13 protein-coding genes and 2 pseudogenes are annotated in these 17050 nt (G+C 42.5%); 10 read left to right on the forward strand and 5 right to left on the reverse strand.

Annotation, left to right across the window (positions count from 1 at the left end):
* Nucleotides 1–779: 779 nt before the first annotated feature.
* Nucleotides 780–1736 (forward strand): annotated as a pseudogene (locus QUA42_RS26280) (IS630 family transposase).
* Between the two features lie 2185 nt (nucleotides 1737–3921).
* Here the strand turns inward: QUA42_RS26280 and QUA42_RS26285 are convergent.
* Nucleotides 3922–6195 (reverse strand): bifunctional (p)ppGpp synthetase/guanosine-3',5'-bis(diphosphate) 3'-pyrophosphohydrolase, encoded by a 2274-nt coding sequence (locus tag QUA42_RS26285; RefSeq protein ID WP_333141451.1) that lies wholly within the window; start codon nucleotides 6193–6195, stop codon nucleotides 3922–3924.
* Between the two features lie 463 nt (nucleotides 6196–6658).
* On the opposite strand from QUA42_RS26285, the gene patD reads away from it, so the two are divergent.
* The 6 genes from patD (at nucleotide 6659) to QUA42_RS26315 (ending at nucleotide 12087) form a co-directional block, all read left to right on the forward strand.
* Nucleotides 6659–7057, forward strand: a complete 399-nt coding sequence (patD, locus tag QUA42_RS26290; RefSeq protein ID WP_333141453.1) for a heterocyst frequency control protein PatD — start codon at nucleotides 6659–6661, stop codon at nucleotides 7055–7057.
* Between the two features lie 45 nt (nucleotides 7058–7102).
* A complete protein-coding gene (locus QUA42_RS26295) occupies nucleotides 7103–7687 on the forward strand; it encodes a TFIIB-type zinc ribbon-containing protein (RefSeq protein ID WP_242719859.1) in 585 nt (194 codons plus the stop codon).
* A gap of 410 nt (nucleotides 7688–8097) precedes the next feature.
* A complete protein-coding gene (locus tag QUA42_RS26300) occupies nucleotides 8098–9771 on the forward strand; it encodes an ABC transporter ATP-binding protein (RefSeq protein WP_333141455.1) in 1674 nt (557 codons plus the stop codon).
* Between the two features lie 126 nt (nucleotides 9772–9897).
* A complete protein-coding gene (locus tag QUA42_RS26305; RefSeq protein ID WP_333141457.1) occupies nucleotides 9898–10971 on the forward strand; it encodes an RNA polymerase sigma factor, RpoD/SigA family in 1074 nt (357 codons plus the stop codon).
* Between the two features lie 175 nt (nucleotides 10972–11146).
* On the forward strand, nucleotides 11147–11638 hold the full coding sequence (locus tag QUA42_RS26310) for a GNAT family N-acetyltransferase (RefSeq protein WP_333141459.1): 492 nt from the start codon (nucleotides 11147–11149) through the stop codon (nucleotides 11636–11638).
* Between the two features lie 242 nt (nucleotides 11639–11880).
* On the forward strand, nucleotides 11881–12087 hold the full coding sequence (locus QUA42_RS26315) for a glycogen debranching protein (protein ID WP_333038077.1): 207 nt from the start codon (nucleotides 11881–11883) through the stop codon (nucleotides 12085–12087).
* Here the strand turns inward: QUA42_RS26315 and QUA42_RS26320 are convergent.
* Nucleotides 12084–12248, reverse strand: a complete 165-nt coding sequence (locus QUA42_RS26320; RefSeq protein ID WP_333141461.1) for a hypothetical protein — start codon at nucleotides 12246–12248, stop codon at nucleotides 12084–12086. The genes QUA42_RS26315 and QUA42_RS26320 overlap by 4 nt on opposite strands.
* 213 nt (nucleotides 12249–12461) lie before the next feature.
* Between QUA42_RS26320 and QUA42_RS26325 the strand changes: the two genes are divergently transcribed.
* Both QUA42_RS26325 and QUA42_RS26330 read left to right on the forward strand, forming a co-directional pair.
* Nucleotides 12462–13457 carry an AEC family transporter gene (locus tag QUA42_RS26325; RefSeq protein ID WP_333141462.1) on the forward strand — a complete coding sequence of 332 codons (996 nt, stop codon included), beginning with the start codon at nucleotides 12462–12464 and terminating at the stop codon, nucleotides 13455–13457.
* 75 nt (nucleotides 13458–13532) lie between these two features.
* Nucleotides 13533–14015, forward strand: a pseudogene (locus QUA42_RS26330) (Uma2 family endonuclease); the annotation flags it as partial.
* A 37-nt stretch (nucleotides 14016–14052) separates the two neighbouring features.
* Here QUA42_RS26330 and QUA42_RS26335 read toward each other — a convergent pair.
* A complete protein-coding gene (locus QUA42_RS26335) occupies nucleotides 14053–14214 on the reverse strand; it encodes a hypothetical protein (RefSeq protein WP_333141464.1) in 162 nt (53 codons plus the stop codon).
* 14 nt (nucleotides 14215–14228) lie between these two features.
* Between QUA42_RS26335 and QUA42_RS26340 the strand changes: the two genes are divergently transcribed.
* On the forward strand, nucleotides 14229–14642 hold the full coding sequence (locus tag QUA42_RS26340) for a nuclear transport factor 2 family protein (protein ID WP_333141466.1): 414 nt from the start codon (nucleotides 14229–14231) through the stop codon (nucleotides 14640–14642).
* Between the two features lie 286 nt (nucleotides 14643–14928).
* Here QUA42_RS26340 and QUA42_RS26345 read toward each other — a convergent pair whose 3' ends face one another.
* Together QUA42_RS26345 and QUA42_RS26350 are read right to left on the reverse strand one after the other, a co-directional pair.
* Nucleotides 14929–16461, reverse strand: coding sequence for an ATP-binding protein (locus QUA42_RS26345; RefSeq protein ID WP_333141468.1), 1533 nt, complete (start codon nucleotides 16459–16461; stop codon nucleotides 14929–14931).
* Nucleotides 16462–16504: 43 nt separating this feature from the next.
* A partial coding sequence (locus QUA42_RS26350) for a HAMP domain-containing sensor histidine kinase (protein WP_333141470.1) occupies nucleotides 16505–17050 on the reverse strand: 546 nt, incomplete at its 5' end.

Consider the following 17050-nt stretch of genomic DNA (forward strand, 5'->3'; position numbering starts at 1 on the left):
ACGTCAATATACTTACACACAGAAAATTATTTAGGATTGTTTATAAATATAGAAAATCATTTAGGATTGCTATAGAGCCTTTATGATAAAGATTAGGTACAATAACAGCAGTGAGGAAACCAATTCCCAATATTTTCTGATGTAACTTCATTAAACGCAAACCAAGAGTGCTTTTGCTAACTCTTGATAATTAGTCGTCTTGATAGAACGGAGAATATTTTTAAGTTGTGACCCTAAATTTTTAATTGGGAGAAGTCCGGCAAATAGGGCGACAAGTATATTAATTTTGCCGCATTTTTTTAGATGGCTTTTTCTACTTATTCTCCGGTATTAATAGTACAATTATCCATCACTACACACACACCTTTCCATAATTTTGGTACAAGTTTTCGGCTGATAAAAGTCTCCAATGTAATTGCATGGGTTGTACCTATTAAATTGACTGATGTTAGGACTTCATTTACCGATATAGGACCAATTATTTAGACATTTCTGCCGTGTTTATTCGGTTTTGAACCCAGGGTTCTTGAACCTTTTAGAGACCGATCATATAACCTAACCCTTGCCAAGTTATAGCCTTTCTCAGAAAGATTAGGTATCATGTTACTGAGACTCACTTGTGAGGGTCAAACAGAGAAGCTCAGATCAAATGAACTATAATTACATGGTTCAGTAAAGCCACGCGAAAGCGATACCACACATAATAGCATTTTTTTGACAGCACGATCTGCTTGACTCACAACACGTTTACTTGTACCAAACTTCATACAGTGTTAAAAATGAAAGCTTATTCGATTGATTTTAGGCAAAAAATCCTTGATACTTATCATACTGAACCCATTTCACAAAAAGCAATAGCTAAGCGTTTTTCTGGAGCATCGGAGCTTTGTACAAAAATTGCTTAAACAATATCGTGAAACAAAAAACATTACTCCGAGAACTGACCGATGTGGAGTCAAAGGTAAACTTAATGCGGAGCAACTACTCATCTTGGCGGAATTGATTCAAGCTTCGGATGATGCAACTCTTGAAGAACTCCGTTATTTACTTTATGGGAAAATTGGATTTTCCGTTAGAAGAGCAACAATAGGAATAATGATAAAACTCTTAGACATTACTGTAAAAAAAAACTCTCTTCCCTTCAGGCAAAGGCAGCGAGCGACTTCAAATCCTGCGATGTGAGTTCGGGAAAACAATTAAAAAGATTAGTTTGAAAGACTTAATATTCATTGACGAATCGGGAGTTAATTTGGCAATGGTTAGGTTATATGCTAGGTATGCAAAAAGGTAAAAGAGCCAAGGGGTCAAAACCAACTAAACGTCGTAAAAATGTCTCAATAATTGGAGCAATGTCAGTCCATGAAACTTTAAGATCGGTTAATCTAATAGGCGGAACTGATGCAATTACATTTGAAGCTTTTATTATCAGAAAAGTTGTGCCAAAAATCTGGGAAGGTGCTTGTGTAGTGATGGATAATTGTCCCATACACCTGGGAGAATAAGTGAAAAAAGCGATCAAAAAAAAAGGGGCAAAGTTAATATATTTATCACCTTATTTACCAGATTTTTAACCGATTAAAAATCGGTGGTCAAAACTTAAAATTATTATCCGTTCTATCAAGACTACTAATTATCAAGAATTAGGAAAAGCCATTGAGTTTGCGTTCGGGCAAGTTACATCGTCAAATATTTGTAACTGGTTTACACACTGCTGTTATTGTACCTCATCTTTTTGAGAAAGGCTATAACTCCAGATTCATCAATAAATACTGGGGGGTGACAACCCGCCTGAAACCCATAGTTAGTAAGGATTGAGCCAACTTGTGGTTAAAAAAGATTGGTAGCAGAATTATTACATGCTTGCCTATCCAAAAAAATAATCAGACTAAGATTCTACCAAACTCATTTACAAAAATACCTGACGCCTTCTCAGTTTTTGGTGATGACAACCAAGTATCCTTGATGCAATCAGAAAAACAAGTGAGATTAGAACGTCTCTCCCGAGTATTTCCCTGTCTAATTACAGCTGAAAGTCGGCGACGTAAAGTACAAAGATTTTTAGATCTACCTCATTTAACGCTCGAATTAATTTGGTTCCCATTAATTACTTATTGGTTGACCACCTATAGCCGTGTTGGTACTCGCTTATCAATCGCCATCGAGATCAGTCAATGGGGGTGTATTAATCTGTTCATGGTTAGCTTGATCTGGGAGCGAAGAGCAATTCCATTATACTGGTCATTGTGACCCAAATTGGGCAGCAGCAAGTTCGAGGAACAAACTACAAATCTACAGCAAGTTTTACCATTATTTTCAAAATATAAAGTTATCGTTTTAGGAGACCGTGAATTTTGTTGAGTCGACTTAGGAAACTGGCTGAAGGACAAGGGTGTGTCTTTTTGCTTCAGACTGAAGAGTAATCATTGGATCGAAAGAGAACATTTAGTTTGGCAACGGTTATAGAAATCCTAAATAATTTTCTGTGTGTAAGTATATTGACGTATTTTGGGGAAATCAAATTTATGTTCGTTAGTAAAAAACTAAAACAAAAATTTGACAATCTTAAAAGACCTACATAAATACCAATACTTCCTTAAAAATTTTTTAGTTTGTAACCAAATATCTTTAACGGAATTCAGTTGGGTAGCAGGGGAATCAAATAAAATACAATTAATTGACAAATTATCAGGTTCTTTGTCACCCTTTAGTTTTAATAAAAAGTCTCTAATTTCTCCCTATTTATGATAACTAGCTCCCTCCCAAATCAAGATAATTTTTAAAATTTTATATTTATTTTGTAAGTAGTTTATGAATTTAACGGTCGATTTTCCATCACCAGATGGATGGCTCTGAACATGGAATTATTTGCTTTGATAATTGAGTGCGCTAAAATAAGTTTGTCTATCTTTTTCCTTCGTAATTGGAACTTCAATTCTGATGTAAGGATTGACCCCAAACATAACCAGTCAAATCACCATGAAGTAGATGACATTTATCTAAAAACAATATTATTATTTTCCCATATTCTATACCAGCCTTGTTTTTAAATAAAAAAAATATCGTTAATTTCTTCCGTCTTTTTTTTTACCAATTCTTTATCAAATTTAGGATTGGTTTTTTGAGTTTTTTCCCAGCTAATTATTGCCCGCTCGAAAAGTTCATAGTAACTCTGTTTTGATTTATTTATTTATATATCACACCAAATTTTCGATCTAAATAAGTAACCAGCTCATTTAAATTCCAATATTCTTTATTCTTTAATCACTCGCTTATTTCAGTATTTTGTAGAGCTGTTAAATACCATTTTGACCCTTTATGTCCTAGTTTGATTCCGGCGATGCCTTGGGTTTTAAATTGCTTTTTCCAATAACCCATAAAAAAATTACTTACACGTCATATCTTGCTAATTTCATGGTAGATATTACCTGAGATAGCCATCCTTACAGCTATTGCTCGTTTGAGTTCTCTGGCATCGATATCGCTTTTAATGAAAGATTCTCTCATAAGCTATTTCTTTTTCCCTATTTTTTTGTGGCAGTTGTAAGTTATTCATTTTTTTATGGTCACAATCAAGTATTGCCTATAATTGTATCATTGTCTTGATAATGATTTAGGATTGCTATAAATAGTACCCCTAGCTGTTGGTGGTTTGGCAAGCCGTTGGCAAAAGCGCATATAACCTGACCAAGTTTACCTTTATCGGATGTTGAGGCCTTGCGCTCTACTCGATCAGATGCAATGTTTTTGAGGAGAGTTTCTAACTGACTGTCATCCATGCTTTAAGTTATTTTGCGTAAATTATTTTTACTGCTGGCTAACAACAGACTGCGGCTACTTGGGGAATTGTTAAGAGTTTAAATAAAAAAGTTTATTGTCAATTACTACTTACCAAATTCCCGCAGCAGCCGCTCAATTAAATTGCTAATTCACTTCACTCAGTCTCCGCAAATTCAAAATATCGCTCATTTTTTTAATTTGCATACAAGTCCGCTCAAACTGTTGTTTATCCTGGATATCCATGCACAAGTCAATTAATGCGGGCAATCCGGGATATGTTTTGACTTGAGCGCTGCGGACGTTTACTTGGTTGTCCTTCAAATGCGATAACACATCATTGAGAACTCCCACTCGATCGAGGGCTTCAATTTGAATGTTAACCGGATAAGTGTTGGGTCGAGATTCATTGCGGTTGCTGGAATTCCAACTCACAGGAACCAACCGATCTCCTGGTACATTCTCAACATTTGAACAGCCTTGCCGGTGAATCGAAATTCCGCGAGTGCGAGTCACAACTCCAATAATTGATTCCCCAGGAATCGGACAGCAACAGCCGGATAAATGGTAGAGCAATCCCTCTACACCTGCGATCGGCGATTTGCTCGGAGACGAACTAGGTACTGGTTTCGGTGCCGTCGATGCAGGTATTAGCTGGGGCACTTCGTGGGTTCCTGCGGGAGCAGCTTCAATTTTTTGCTGCACTTTTACTAAATCTCGCAGTCGATTTACTACGAGATTTAGGGTGACTTCGCCGTAGCCCAAACCGGCGATTAAATCTTCGACGCTGTGGTAGTTGCAGCGCTGAGCCACCGATTGCATGGGTTCAGATTTTAGCAAAGATTCCAAGCCATTTTTACCTAATTCTTTTTCCAGCAATTCCCGGCCGCGAGCGAGATTTTCATCTCGGTGCGATCGCTTCAACCACTGGCGAATTCGGTTTTTGGCTCCGTTTGTCTTGACAAAATTCAGCCAGTCGGAACTCGGATGACCATTTTTTTGGGTCAAGATTTCTACAATATCGCCGTTCTTTAAAACCTTGTCTAGTGTTACCATCCGCCCGTTGACTCTGGCACCTGTGCAGTGATTGCCAATTTCTGTGTGAATACGGTAAGCAAAATCTACGGGAGTTGATCCGCTATTGAGAGCAATTACGTCTCCGTTAGGAGTAAAAACGTAAATATCTTCGTCGAATAAGTTGTCCTTTATGCTTTGTAAATATTCGCGATCGTCTTTGAGGTCGCTTTGCCATTCTAGGAGTTGTCGCAGCCAAGTAAATTTCTCGTCGTCGCCGGTGACTGTTGTGTTAGAACCGCCAGTTTCTTTGTATTTCCAGTGGGCGGCAATGCCGTATTCTGCAATGTGGTGCATTGCTACGGTGCGGATTTGCACTTCGATGGGGCGGCCGCTGGTTCCGATTACTCCGGTGTGCAATGATTGGTAGCGGTTGGCTTTTGGTAAACCGATATAATCTTTAAAGCGGCCGGGAATCGGGCGGAAAGAATCGTGAACGATCGCCAAAGCCCGATAACAGTCATCATTGGTTTCTACTATGATCCGCACCGCCGCAATATCGTACACTTGCTTAAACCCTTTTTGGCGGCGCTGCATCTTGCCGTAAATCCCGTACAAATGTTTGGGACGGCCGCTAACTTCATAGCATTTAATGCCTAAATTGTCAAGCCTTTCTCGCAAACTATCTGTGACTTCTGCGAGTTGAGTTTCTCGATCGGCCCGCTTCTCTGCCACCAATTCTTGAATTTCGCGGTAAGCTTCGGGTTCCAGGTATTTAAACGCTAAATCTTCCAATTCCCACTTAAAGCGGCCAATACCCAAACGGTTCGCTAGGGGAGCAAAAATATCTCGGGTTTCTAGGGCAATACTGCGCTGCTTTTCTTCGGACAAATGCTCCAAAGTCCTCATGTTGTGCAGCCGATCTGCCAGTTTGACGACAATGACGCGAATATCTTTAGCCATTGCTAGGAACATTCGGCGGAAATTTTCCGCAAGGCGCTCTGTTTTGCTGGAAAAATTAAACTTAGAAAGCTTGGTGACACCTTCAACCAACTGTCGCACTTCGGCGCCGAACCGCTGTTCTATTTCTTCGAGAGTAATATCTGTATCTTCAACTATGTCGTGGAGGAAGCCGGCGGCAATCATGACGTTGTTGCCGCCCATATACCGCAGTATTCCAGCGACAGCTACCGGATGGCAAATGTAAGGTTCTCCAGATTTGCGGTACTGTCCTTCGTGCAAGTCGCGGGCAAATTCAAAGGCCCGACAAATTAAGCTGTCGTCAGTCGAGCAATTCGGGTTAGGGTCCCCATCAGGCTGCGATCGAGTATTCAGGCATTCTTGCAGCCAGTCGGGAACTACAGCAGGATCGATCGAAGGAGAGGGAGTCAGAGTGTTCGCGTTCATGGGGTACACCTTTAAAACTTAGAAATACAAATGGTTAAAAGCCGGTTTCCGGTTGAATTGCCGAAATTATGTGTTTAGCTATACTAAACTAATTGAATGCCACAATTTGCAATTCAAAAAAATAGTCGATTTTTCTCAAACTATACCTATGTAATCCCGAGTCGCCCCCCCTCGTAGGTAGGAAAATATAGTGACACCACTGCCGCCGCCGCAGTCTGTCGCTCGGGGAAAATCGGGTAAAATAAGCATATTTTGGCGGTAGCAGTTGAGGTTGCGGGGGGATCGGCATTTACCGGCAACGCTAAACTAAAAGCAGCAGCCAGAAGGGTAGAGCCAGGGAAACAAATCAAAAAAAGTTCTCACAAAACAGGGAATTGCTCCAAAAACGCACGGCTTCCCTCCATATGAGCAAACTTAAGTAAGTATCTACTTTGATTATAAATACAAATTTGTTTACAAAATCATGATATTGTCCGAAGACCGCCGCCAGTGCTACCAAGAATTACAGCAAGCACTAGAACAACTACAAAGAACTGCTGCACACGATAATCTGGATGGGGCCGCGCTGGCGATCGAATACAGAAAAGTGCAACAATTTTTCGGAAACCAAATTATGAGAGCCGAAAGCGATGAGTTAGACGCCTCAGAAACACCCCCAGAGCAGTCCTATTTGACGGAAATTCACAAGCAACTGCGGTTATTGGGGACAGATGTCACGTTTTTGCAAGCGTCGCGCCAGCCAGCGACAGCAAAGGCGAGGCAAACTGCGGCGATCGCGCGGCTCAACACGCTAATTGGCTACTGTGGCGCGCTGCTACAAAAAAATTCTGCTTCTTCAGGGCCCGCCCAGATACAGAATTAATAATTGAATTAACAGGGAATTAAGAAGGCAAGGAGAAATAAAGCGGTGGAATGTCCAAAATGTAAACATCCCAACTTAGAAGGCGGCACCTTAGCCGGCAGTATGTCAGTGCAGTGGTGTCCCAACTGTTACGGTATCTGGATTCCAGGCAGAGAATACGAAGCTTGGCAAAAAGAACAGAGCCAGTGGTACAACAAATCCGAGAAGCCTGATGCGACAGGGACTCTCGGCATAGAATTCACCCCGTCTGTCTACGACAGCAAAGCAGCGCTGTGTCCCGAAGACGGTCACTATCTGTCGCGGGCGAAAGTTCCTTTCAGTAGAGTGCCCTTTTACATAGAGCGCTGTATGTTGTGCGGGGGCATTTGGTGCGATAACGGCGAGTGGGACATTCTCGAAAGTCTGGGATTCCACACCGAGATTGACAAGATGTTTTCTCCGAATTGGCAAGCTAAGGCCCGCGTGCAAGAACTCGCCTCTCGGGAACGTCAAGTGCTGACTGAGAAGCTGGGGCCGGATATCGCCGGATATGTGTTGGAACTCGCGGAAGTTTTAGCAGACCATCCTCACGCAGATTGTGCCGCTACTTACATACTGCGGAGAGCTGAGTTGAAGCGAAAGGAAATTTAGTCAGTTGGCTGTTGACAGTTGGCTGTTGACGGTTGACTGTTGACTGTTGTTAGTAAGCGGTTGGTCGGTTAATGATGTAGTGATAAAATCTGTGTTTGTAGCAATCTATATTGGTATTTACAAACAGCATAGTTGACTGTTGACTGTTGTTAGTAAGCGGTTGGTCGGTTAATGATGTAGTGATAAAATCTGTGTTTGTAGCAATTTCTATTGGTATTTACAAACAGCATATCGGTCTCGGGTCAATCACTAATAAGCCCTGAAAAATACTAATAACTAACAACTAACCGCCAGTATATTGATAAATAATAAATAACAACAGTCAACAGTTAACAGTCAACAGACAACAGTTAACAGTCAACAGACAACAGACAACAGAGACCAGAAACCAGACTAAGGACTAATGACTAATGACTAATGACTCTTCTCTATTTTCAGTTGAAAATCTGCGAGTGGCTTATCCTCAGCGGCGAGGCCAATCTGGTTGGGCCGTTGACGGGGTTTCCCTGACGCTGAAACCGGGGGAAAAGCTCGGATTAGTTGGGGAGTCTGGCTGCGGTAAGTCAACTTTGGGAAGGGCGGCGATGCGGTTGCTGCCGGATTCAACGCTGATTGAGGGGCGAGTTAGTTTTGCTGGAGAGTCAGTGTTTGATATGAATGCTTCGCGGCTGAGACGGTTTCGGGGCGAAGCTGTAGCATTGATTTTTCAAGATCCGATGACTCGTCTCGATCCTTTGATGACTGTAGGAGAACATTGCATCGAGACTTTGCAAGCTCACAGACCGAATTTGGATCGCAAGCAAGCTAAGAAACGGGCGATAGAAACTCTGGAAGCTGTGAAAATTCCCGCCTCTCGCTGGTCGCAATTTCCCCACGAATTTAGCGGCGGAATGCGGCAAAGAGTAGCAATTGCTTTGGCTCTTTTGCTCGATCCCAAATTAATTGTGGCGGACGAACCGACTACAAGTTTGGACGTAACTGTAGCTGCTCAGATTTTGCAGGAATTAACCAGACTTTGTGAGGAACGGGGAACGGCTATTTTGTTGATTTCTCACGATTTGGCGATGGTGGCTGAGTATTGCGATCGCATTGCGGTGATGTACGGCGGTAAAGTCGTAGAAACAGGGCCGGTGCAAAACGTTTTTGAAAAGCCCCAGCACGAATATACTCGATCGCTCCTCAAAGCAGCTTTGCACATTCAAGCCGATTCTGACAAAGGATTAGCATTCGAGGAAATCACGACTGAAGTCGTTACTGCAAACTTAACAAATTCTCCTCTTTTGACCGTAACGAATTTGCAGCAACACTACAGTTTAGAAAGCAATTTATTAGATCAGTTATTTTCCAGGAATCGCCAGGTAATTAAAGCAGTAGACGGCGTTAGTTTAGAGCTACAACGGGGAGAAACCCTAGGGCTGGTGGGGGAGTCCGGCTGCGGCAAAAGTACCTTGTCACGCACGATTTTGCAGCTAATTACCGCGACTGGCGGCAAAGTGGAATTTCAAGGAATAGATATAACTGCGCTGAACCGCGATGCTGTGAGGAAGCACCGCCGCGAAATGCAAATGATCTTTCAAGACCCCCACGCTTGCTTGAATCCGATGATGACTGTCGGGCAAAGTATTGCTGACCCTTTATTTATTCACAAATTAGCTAATGGTAGCGAAGCTAAAAAACAAGTAATCCAAATGTTAGAGCGGGTGGGTTTAACTCCAGGGGAGGATTTCTTTCGTCGCTATCCGGGGGAATTGTCGGGAGGACAACAGCAGCGAGTTTCGATCGCCCGCGCTTTAATTACTCGCCCGCAACTGATAATTTGCGACGAACCTGTGAGTATGCTGGATGCCAGCGTGCAGACTCAAGTATTAGAACTGATGTTGGAGTTGAAGCAGGAATTTAATTTGACTTATCTGTTTATTACGCACGATTTGTGGGTGGCGAGATTTTTTTGCGATCGTATTGCGGTAATGAATGCTGGAAAAATTGTTGAAATCGGTAAGACTAGGGATATTTTTACTAATCCCCAGCACCCTTACACTCAGCAATTATTGCAGGCAGCTCCTTTACTGGCTCGAACTCAATAGAAAGGTAGAAAATTGGGGCCATCTAATGTCTGTCACGGGCTTCTAGATGGATTTCGGAAATTTCCGGTTAAATTCGCTAAAGTGAAGGCAGACATTTCAAATCCTTCCACCGACACCAAGCACGATATGGCAGAATCTGACCTAGGCAGTTTTGCGGTGGCACCCGACGCCTCATTCGCGATCGCACAAGATGAAGACACTGAGATCGATCGTCCGACGGTAACTCGGTCGTCAGCATACAACAACTGGTCTGCCGACGATCCAGTGGGAGCTTTGTTCAAGGAAATGGCTCGGTATCCTCTACTGACAGCAGCCGAAGAAGTAGAGTTGGCGCGCCGCGTTCAAGAATTGGTAGCCCTGGATGAACTAGAACAGCGTTTGCAGCAGGAATTAGACAGAGTGCCGACAAAAGCTGAACTCGCAGCGGCTTTGGGAGTGAGCGAAACTCAACTGCAACAACTTCGCCACCAGTGTCAGTCGGCGAAACGGAAAATGATCAGCTCGAATTTGCGCTTGGTTGTTTCGATTGCCAAACGCTATCTTAATCGGGGCGTGCCTTTTCTCGATTTAATTCAGGAAGGAGCTTTGGGTTTGAATCGGGCAGCCGAAAAGTTCGATCCGGAGAAGGGTTACAAGTTTTCTACTTATGCCTATTGGTGGATTCGCCAAGGAATTACCCGGACAATTGCCAATCAAGGGCGGACGATTCGCTTGCCTGTTCACATTGTCGAACAGTTAAATAAACTCAAAAAAGTTTATCGAGATTTGAAGCGTTCTCTTCAACGCAATCCAAGTGAAACTGAACTTGCTAGAGAAATGCAAGTTACTTGCGAACAGCTTCGCTACCTCCAGCAAGTACGTCGGCAATCTTTGTCTCTCAACCACCGCATCGGCTCCGAAGAAAGTTCGGAACTTTTGGATGTTCTCGAAGATAACGCGACGCAATCTCCCGAAGCTCAGATGAATGAGATGATGATGCGCCAAGATATTTTGGAGGTGTTGGACAGTATTTTGACTGAGCGGGAAAAAGAGATTGTTGCTATGCGTTACGGTTTGCTGACCGGCGAACCTTACACTTTAGAAGAGGTAAGCAGTTTGTTCAATTTGTCCCGCGAACGAGTCCGTCAAATTCAAAATAAGGCAATGCGAAAGCTGCGCCGCCCTCAAGTGACGGAACGATTGAAGGGCTGGTTGAAATAAGCAAAAAAAATTGAGTTGGCATTTTGAAAAATCTTAAAATTATTGTGGGGTGGCACTCGGAGGCTATCGAAAATATGCTGGTTCAAGGTGGAAAAATTTAATTAAAAATTACAAATTAAAAATGTCTTGATGTGGTATTTTTAATTGTTGATTGTCGCTTACTACTTACTTATTTATGTCTTCTGAGGTAATTTTGCGTCCAGCTACCCGCACCGACGTGCCGATGCTGTTTGATTTGATTAAAGCTTTAGCTGATTACGAAAAATTATCTCATGCCGTTACTGGCAATGCCGTTGATTTGGAGCATCATTTGTTTGGCGATCGACCTTTTGCTGAAGCGATTTTAGCCGAGTGCGAAGGCAAAGTTGTGGGCTGGGCGCTGTTTTTTTACAATTATTCTACTTTTTTGACTCAGCCGGGAATTTATTTGGAAGATTTGTTTGTGCTCCCTGAGTTTCGAGGGCGGGGAATTGGCAAGTCTTTGATAGTTTATTTAGCGCAGTTGACGGTTGAAAGGGGCTGCGGGCGTTTGGAATGGAGCGTTTTGGATTGGAATGAATTGGCGATCGGATTTTACAAGGGTATTGGTGCTGATGTAATGCCCGACTGGCGGATTTGCCGGGTTGCGGGCGAGTCTTTGGCAACTTTGGCATCCAAACAAGTGTAAAAACCTCTCGATAAGACTGTGCTATTGCAATTGAGCCTACAAAAATTTTCGTCCCTCTCGCTTGAGACTAAGAAATGAAGGTGTGTACCGCGCACCTTACAACGAATCAGTAGGGTGCACCACAAGCACCTTACAACAAATCTGTAGCGCCTCAAATCTTGGGTTGCGTAAATCCGAGTAGATAATTGGCAAAAATATAGGAAAATTTAAATAACAGTAGATTTTGATTGAGAGAGTAGATCGTGATTATTTGGGTAAACGAGCAAATCGATCCGTCGGGCATTCTTTATTCTTGCATTGCTTGTTGCGATGAGACTCAAGCGAAGGATTGCCACGAATCTTTTGAGAAGAATTTGACGGCAGAGCAAAAACAGCAGGGCTGGGTTGCTACCTTGCGGACTGTTAGTTCTTGGGATGAGGTGCCTGTTAATGCTTTGAAATTGAATTAATAAGTGCAAGTCATTAGCAGCTTTAGTGTCGCCGTATTTCCGTTAGAGCGAAACGGCATGAAAACGTTCCACGTCTGTTCGGAAAAGGCAAGATAACTCGATCGCACATTGGTCAAATTAACAGAGGTTTTGTGAATCTGAAGGCAAAAATCTGCAAGCATTTGGGGCTGTCAGTCTGAGGATTGTGCCGTGCAAGATGCGGGAATTTGGGCGGAAATTTTTGGGCCAGCAGTGCTACGAACACGCTAGGACGAAAAAGCGTGCAACTACGATCCTCTTCGAGGGCTCCGCTAACGACAATTCGCATTTCTTAAACGCATTTTAGTATTACTATTAATAGATAGAGGCATTTCCAATTGTCTAGTTAAATTTTTATGATTGAAACCTTATTTCACGCTTATACCCCTCTAGTTATCTGGACGGGCTTAGGACTGCTGCTGTTTCGGTACATCCCAGTTGATTTTCCCAAGCTGCTGAGCCACTTTCTTTTCTGGATTGGGATACCGCTGCAAATTCTAGTTTTAGCCCGTCAGAGCGATTTTTCGGGTGCTGTGGGGTTCACGCCGGCGATCGCCATATTCGTGTTATTTCTGAGTACGAGTTTTGCTTGGCTGACTTGGGTATTATTGCGTAGGCTGAGTGCGGCCCACATCAAAAAGCCCTATTTTCAGGGCAAAAATTCTCTAGTGAATTTATTTTTATTAAATTTTAATTCCCTGAAGCGATCGAGCCAAGGCAGTTTTCTCCTAGCTTCGATGTTAGGGAATACGGGCTTTGTTGGATTAGCAATCACCCCCTCTATCATCAGCACCGATAATAGCAACTGGGCTGTCTTGTACAGCGTCACTAACAACGTTATTGGAACTTATTGTTTCGGTGTATTTATTGCTAGCTATTTCGGGAACTCAGAGCAAAAAAATCACTGGTGGACTCAGATCCGGGACGTGCTGACAGTTCCCGCTCTGTGGGCATTTTTAATTGGTTTTTATACTAGAAACATTCCCCTGCCCGAGACAGTGGAATCGGGATTGCAGACTGCTGTTTGGGTGGTAATTGCCAGTGCTTTGCTGCTGGTTGGCATCCGGCTGAGGTCTATTAAGAAATGGGAAAGTTTTGAACTGGCTTTAATCCCGTCGCTGTTAAAAGTGGTAATTGTGCCGGTGTTGATCGGATTGGGTGCTAGTTATTTCGGATTGAGTGGCGATCCGAGGTTCGTGTTGGTGTTGATGTCGGGAACGCCCACAGCTCTTTCCGTGCTGATTTTAGCAGAAGTCTACGAGCTCGATCGCGATTTATTAGCTAGCAGCATCGCCATCACTTCTGTCGGGTTGCTGTTGATGCTTCCGCTGTGGTTAGCTGGGTTTAGTTAATATTAGCTAGAGTTTCAAATCGGATTGCTTTAAAATTTCGCAGTAGAATCAACCATAACTGCACGGAAAACGACGATGAACGAGACAATAACTGCTACTGGTCTGCCTCCTGCATTCCCCGGTCATACCCAATTGCCAGACGAAGACGGTACATTTGTAAAAAATTTTCAGGAGCATCCCCAGAGCATCATTCTGACAGATTCGATCGGGCCGGTTGTAGAGCGACTGCATCCAGACGGACAATATGCGATCGGGCAAGATTGTGGCATTTACTGGCGAGAAACTGACCCGCCAGAGCGAGGTGCAGAAGCACCGGATTGGTTTTACGTGCCGAATGTACCGGCAACACTCGATGGTTTTCGCCGTTCTTATGTACTTTGGCGGGAACACATGGCTCCGTTCATTGCTTTAGAATTTGCTAGCGGTAATGGAGATGAAGAGCGCGATTCCCTTCGGGATAGCTTCGCTTCACGTACTCCCTTGACTGTGGCCGCTGACGGCACCACCACTAAACCCGGTAAGTTTTGGGTGTACGAGAGAATTATCCGCATTCCTTACTAGGGTATTTATGAAATGAGAACTGGCAATAAAGAACTCAACAAGAACGGGAAAGAGCCGAACAAGCAGAGCGAAAAGTTACCCAGTTAGCGGAGCGACTGCGAGCAATGGGAATCGATCCCGATGCTGAGGATTGATATCCAATTCCCAAAAATCTCTCTGTAGCGCGAGCATCCCGCACCTGATCTTTTTTAATCACAAAAAACAAAGCTGATGGAAACTAAACCACCTCTACCGCCCTTTACGTTGGAAACGGCTAAAGCCAAAGTTCAAGCTGCTGAAGATGCCTGGAATACCCGCGATCCAGAACGAGTAGCCTTAGCTTATACGGAAGATTCTCAGTGGCGAAACCGTGCCGAATTCTTCAGCGGACGGGAAGAAATCAAGGCTTTTTTAAGACGAAAATGGGCAAAGGAACTAAATTACCGTTTAAAGAAAGAACTCTGGAGTTTTACAGACAATCGGATTTCTGTTCGCTTCGAGTATGAGTGGCACGATGATTCTGGCTACTGGTATCGCGCCTATGGTAATGAACAGTGGGAATTTGCAGAAAATGGGTTAATGCGAAGACGTGAAGCTAGTATTAATGATGTTCCCATTCAAGAGTCAGAACGGAAGTTTCGATAGGAGTTATCTGTGAGTTGCTTAATGAAACTTAGACATTTTCTCACCTTTTTAGGGGCTGAAAACCTCTCCCTCGCAAAAGAAAGAGGTCTATGGCCTAAAAATGCCTGAAACCATTGTAAATATTAGATTTATGCCCTTTCGAGGTAAAAGTCTTTCTCTATCTAGGTTTTATGCCATTTTGGCTTCAGTTTTTGTCTCAGCCGGTTAGGGTAACTTTCGGAATTACTGCTGATTTCTCCACTGCAACTGAAAACTGCTCTATGATGAATTCCGCCCCATGAGTTTCCTACACGATAGATACCGCGAGATTGGTTACTATACAGATAGTGGGCATCTCAATAATAAACTGCGTTCCCTGCTCTGGCGTAGAAAAACACTGTAATTGAGCGCAGTGTTTTTCTAGTAAAATTTTTCGGCTGATTGACAATCCCATCCCTGTACCTTTTCCAATTGGCTTAGTAGTAAAATAAGGAGTAAAAAGTTTTGAAATAACTTTTTCATTCATGCCAATACCATTATCAGCAATTGTTACCCGAATGCCTGAAGCAGTGCTAATTTTTTCATCCGAATTGGTCGGTAGGACTTCAGTACGAATCAAAATTTGGGGATGAAAAGCTGCCGCATCTTTTCTACTTACCCGCTCATCCAAAGCATCTATAGCATTCGCTAAAAGGTTCATAAACACCTGATTAAGCTGACCTGCATAACAGGTCACAAGTGGCAATACGCCATAGTCTTTAATCACGTTAATAGCAGGACGATCTGACTTAGCCTTGAGGCGATGCTGTAAAATCATCAAGGTGCTATTAATACCTTCGTGGAGATCTACTGATTTAATTTCTGTTTCATCCAACCGCGAAAAATTGCGTAGAGACTCAACAATAATGCGAATGCGTTCGGTGCCTAACTGCATGGAAGAAAGTAATTTTGGTAAATCATCTATGATAAATGGCAACTCTCTATCTTCTATTTCATAAATAATTTCTGCTTCTGGTTGCGGGTAATACCGTTGGTAAAGATTCAACACATAGATGAGTTCTTTAATATAGTCGTTGGCGTGCGAGAGGTTGCCGTAAATAAAGTTAACCGGATTGTTAATTTCATGAGCTACACCTGCAACTAATTGACCGAGACTAGACATTTTTTCACTTTGAATTAGCTGGAGTTGTGTTTCTTGCAGTTCTTTGACAAAATGCTCTAAGGCAAGAGCTTTTTGGTGTTCTTTTTCTTCACTGATACGAAGTGCTTTCTCTACTTCTTCGCGTCGCTCTATTTCCGACTGCAATTTATGACCAAGACAAAAACTTCTCAAAGCTGTCAGAATCGTAGTGTATAGCTTTGATGTCGTTAATTCAGTTTTAGTTTTATAGTCATTAATATCGTAATTGATAATAACGCTTTTTTCTGGTACTTGTCCGGGTTGGCCCGTGCGTAAAATAATTCGCACTAACTGATTGCCTAACACTTCGCGGACATATTTAACAAACTCTAAGCCAGCATCATCCGTTTCCATGATTACATCAAGCAGGATGATGGCTACATCAGGATGTTCTTGGATTAACTCTCTAGCTTCAGTAGCGGAATAAGCATTAATAAACTTTAAGGATTTATTTTCAAACACAAACTTTCTTAAGGCAATATCGGTAGCTGTGTGAACGTGAGCCTCATCATCTACAATCAAAATTTTCCAGCTTTCAGTCGAGGTATCTTCAGATACTTCATCGGCAAAAAGTACATCCTCATCTGAGTTAACTTCTTCAAGAGATAACAGTTCTTGAGATGATTTGTCAGTTGAAAAGCCGTAAATATTTTGCTCCATTACTACTCACCCTTTTTTATTACTAATGCTTTGATTGGGAAAACTACGGTTTTGACTCGATTTGTAGGGGTAACTTAATAATAAATTTCGTTCCCACTCCCACCTCACTTGTACATTCTACTTCACCCAGAAGTTTTTGGGTAACTAAATTGTAGACAATATGCAATCCTAATCCGCTACCACCCTGACCGCGTTTTGTAGTAAAGAATGGTTCAAAAATTTTAGTTAAATTTTCGGGAGGAATGCCTTTACCATCATCGGAATATTCTAAGCAAAGTTGATCCTTATCTTGCTGCCAATCAAAAACGAGCTGACCAGATTCGCCCGGTTCGTAAGCATGAATCAGAGAGTTCATCAGTAAATTTGTGACAACTTGGGATAAAGCACCTGGATAAGAATCTAGGACTATTTTGGTGTCTCCTTTAATTTCGATCGAATGTTGGCTATTTCTCAATTTGGGTTTTAAATGGATTAAAATTTCATCCAGATAATCTCTGACCCCGAAAGTTCGTCGTTCTTCGCTGGAGCGATCGACTGCCACTTCTTTAAAGCTCTGAATCAATGCCGCGGCCTGATTAAGATTAATTAG

This window comes from Microcoleus sp. Pol11C2 (genome assembly GCF_036701505.1).
Lineage (GTDB): Bacteria > Cyanobacteriota > Cyanobacteriia > Cyanobacteriales > Microcoleaceae > Microcoleus.

Bases quoted from the DNA above. Each gene is read 5' to 3' on its own strand.
- QUA42_RS26285 (WP_333141451.1), bottom strand. From the start codon at position 6,195: ATGAACGCGAACACTCTGACTCCCTCTCCTTCGATCGATCCTGCTGTA.
- patD (WP_333141453.1), top strand. From the start codon at position 6,659: ATGATATTGTCCGAAGACCGCCGCCAGTGCTACCAAGAATTACAGCAA.
- QUA42_RS26300 (WP_333141455.1), top strand. From the start codon at position 8,098: ATGACTAATGACTCTTCTCTATTTTCAGTTGAAAATCTGCGAGTGGCT.
- QUA42_RS26305 (WP_333141457.1), top strand. From the start codon at position 9,898: ATGGCAGAATCTGACCTAGGCAGTTTTGCGGTGGCACCCGACGCCTCA.
- QUA42_RS26310 (WP_333141459.1), top strand. From the start codon at position 11,147: ATGTCTTCTGAGGTAATTTTGCGTCCAGCTACCCGCACCGACGTGCCG.
- QUA42_RS26320 (WP_333141461.1), bottom strand. From the start codon at position 12,248: ATGCTTGCAGATTTTTGCCTTCAGATTCACAAAACCTCTGTTAATTTG.
- QUA42_RS26325 (WP_333141462.1), top strand. From the start codon at position 12,462: ATGATTGAAACCTTATTTCACGCTTATACCCCTCTAGTTATCTGGACG.
- QUA42_RS26340 (WP_333141466.1), top strand. From the start codon at position 14,229: ATGGAAACTAAACCACCTCTACCGCCCTTTACGTTGGAAACGGCTAAA.
- QUA42_RS26345 (WP_333141468.1), bottom strand. From the start codon at position 16,461: ATGGAGCAAAATATTTACGGCTTTTCAACTGACAAATCATCTCAAGAA.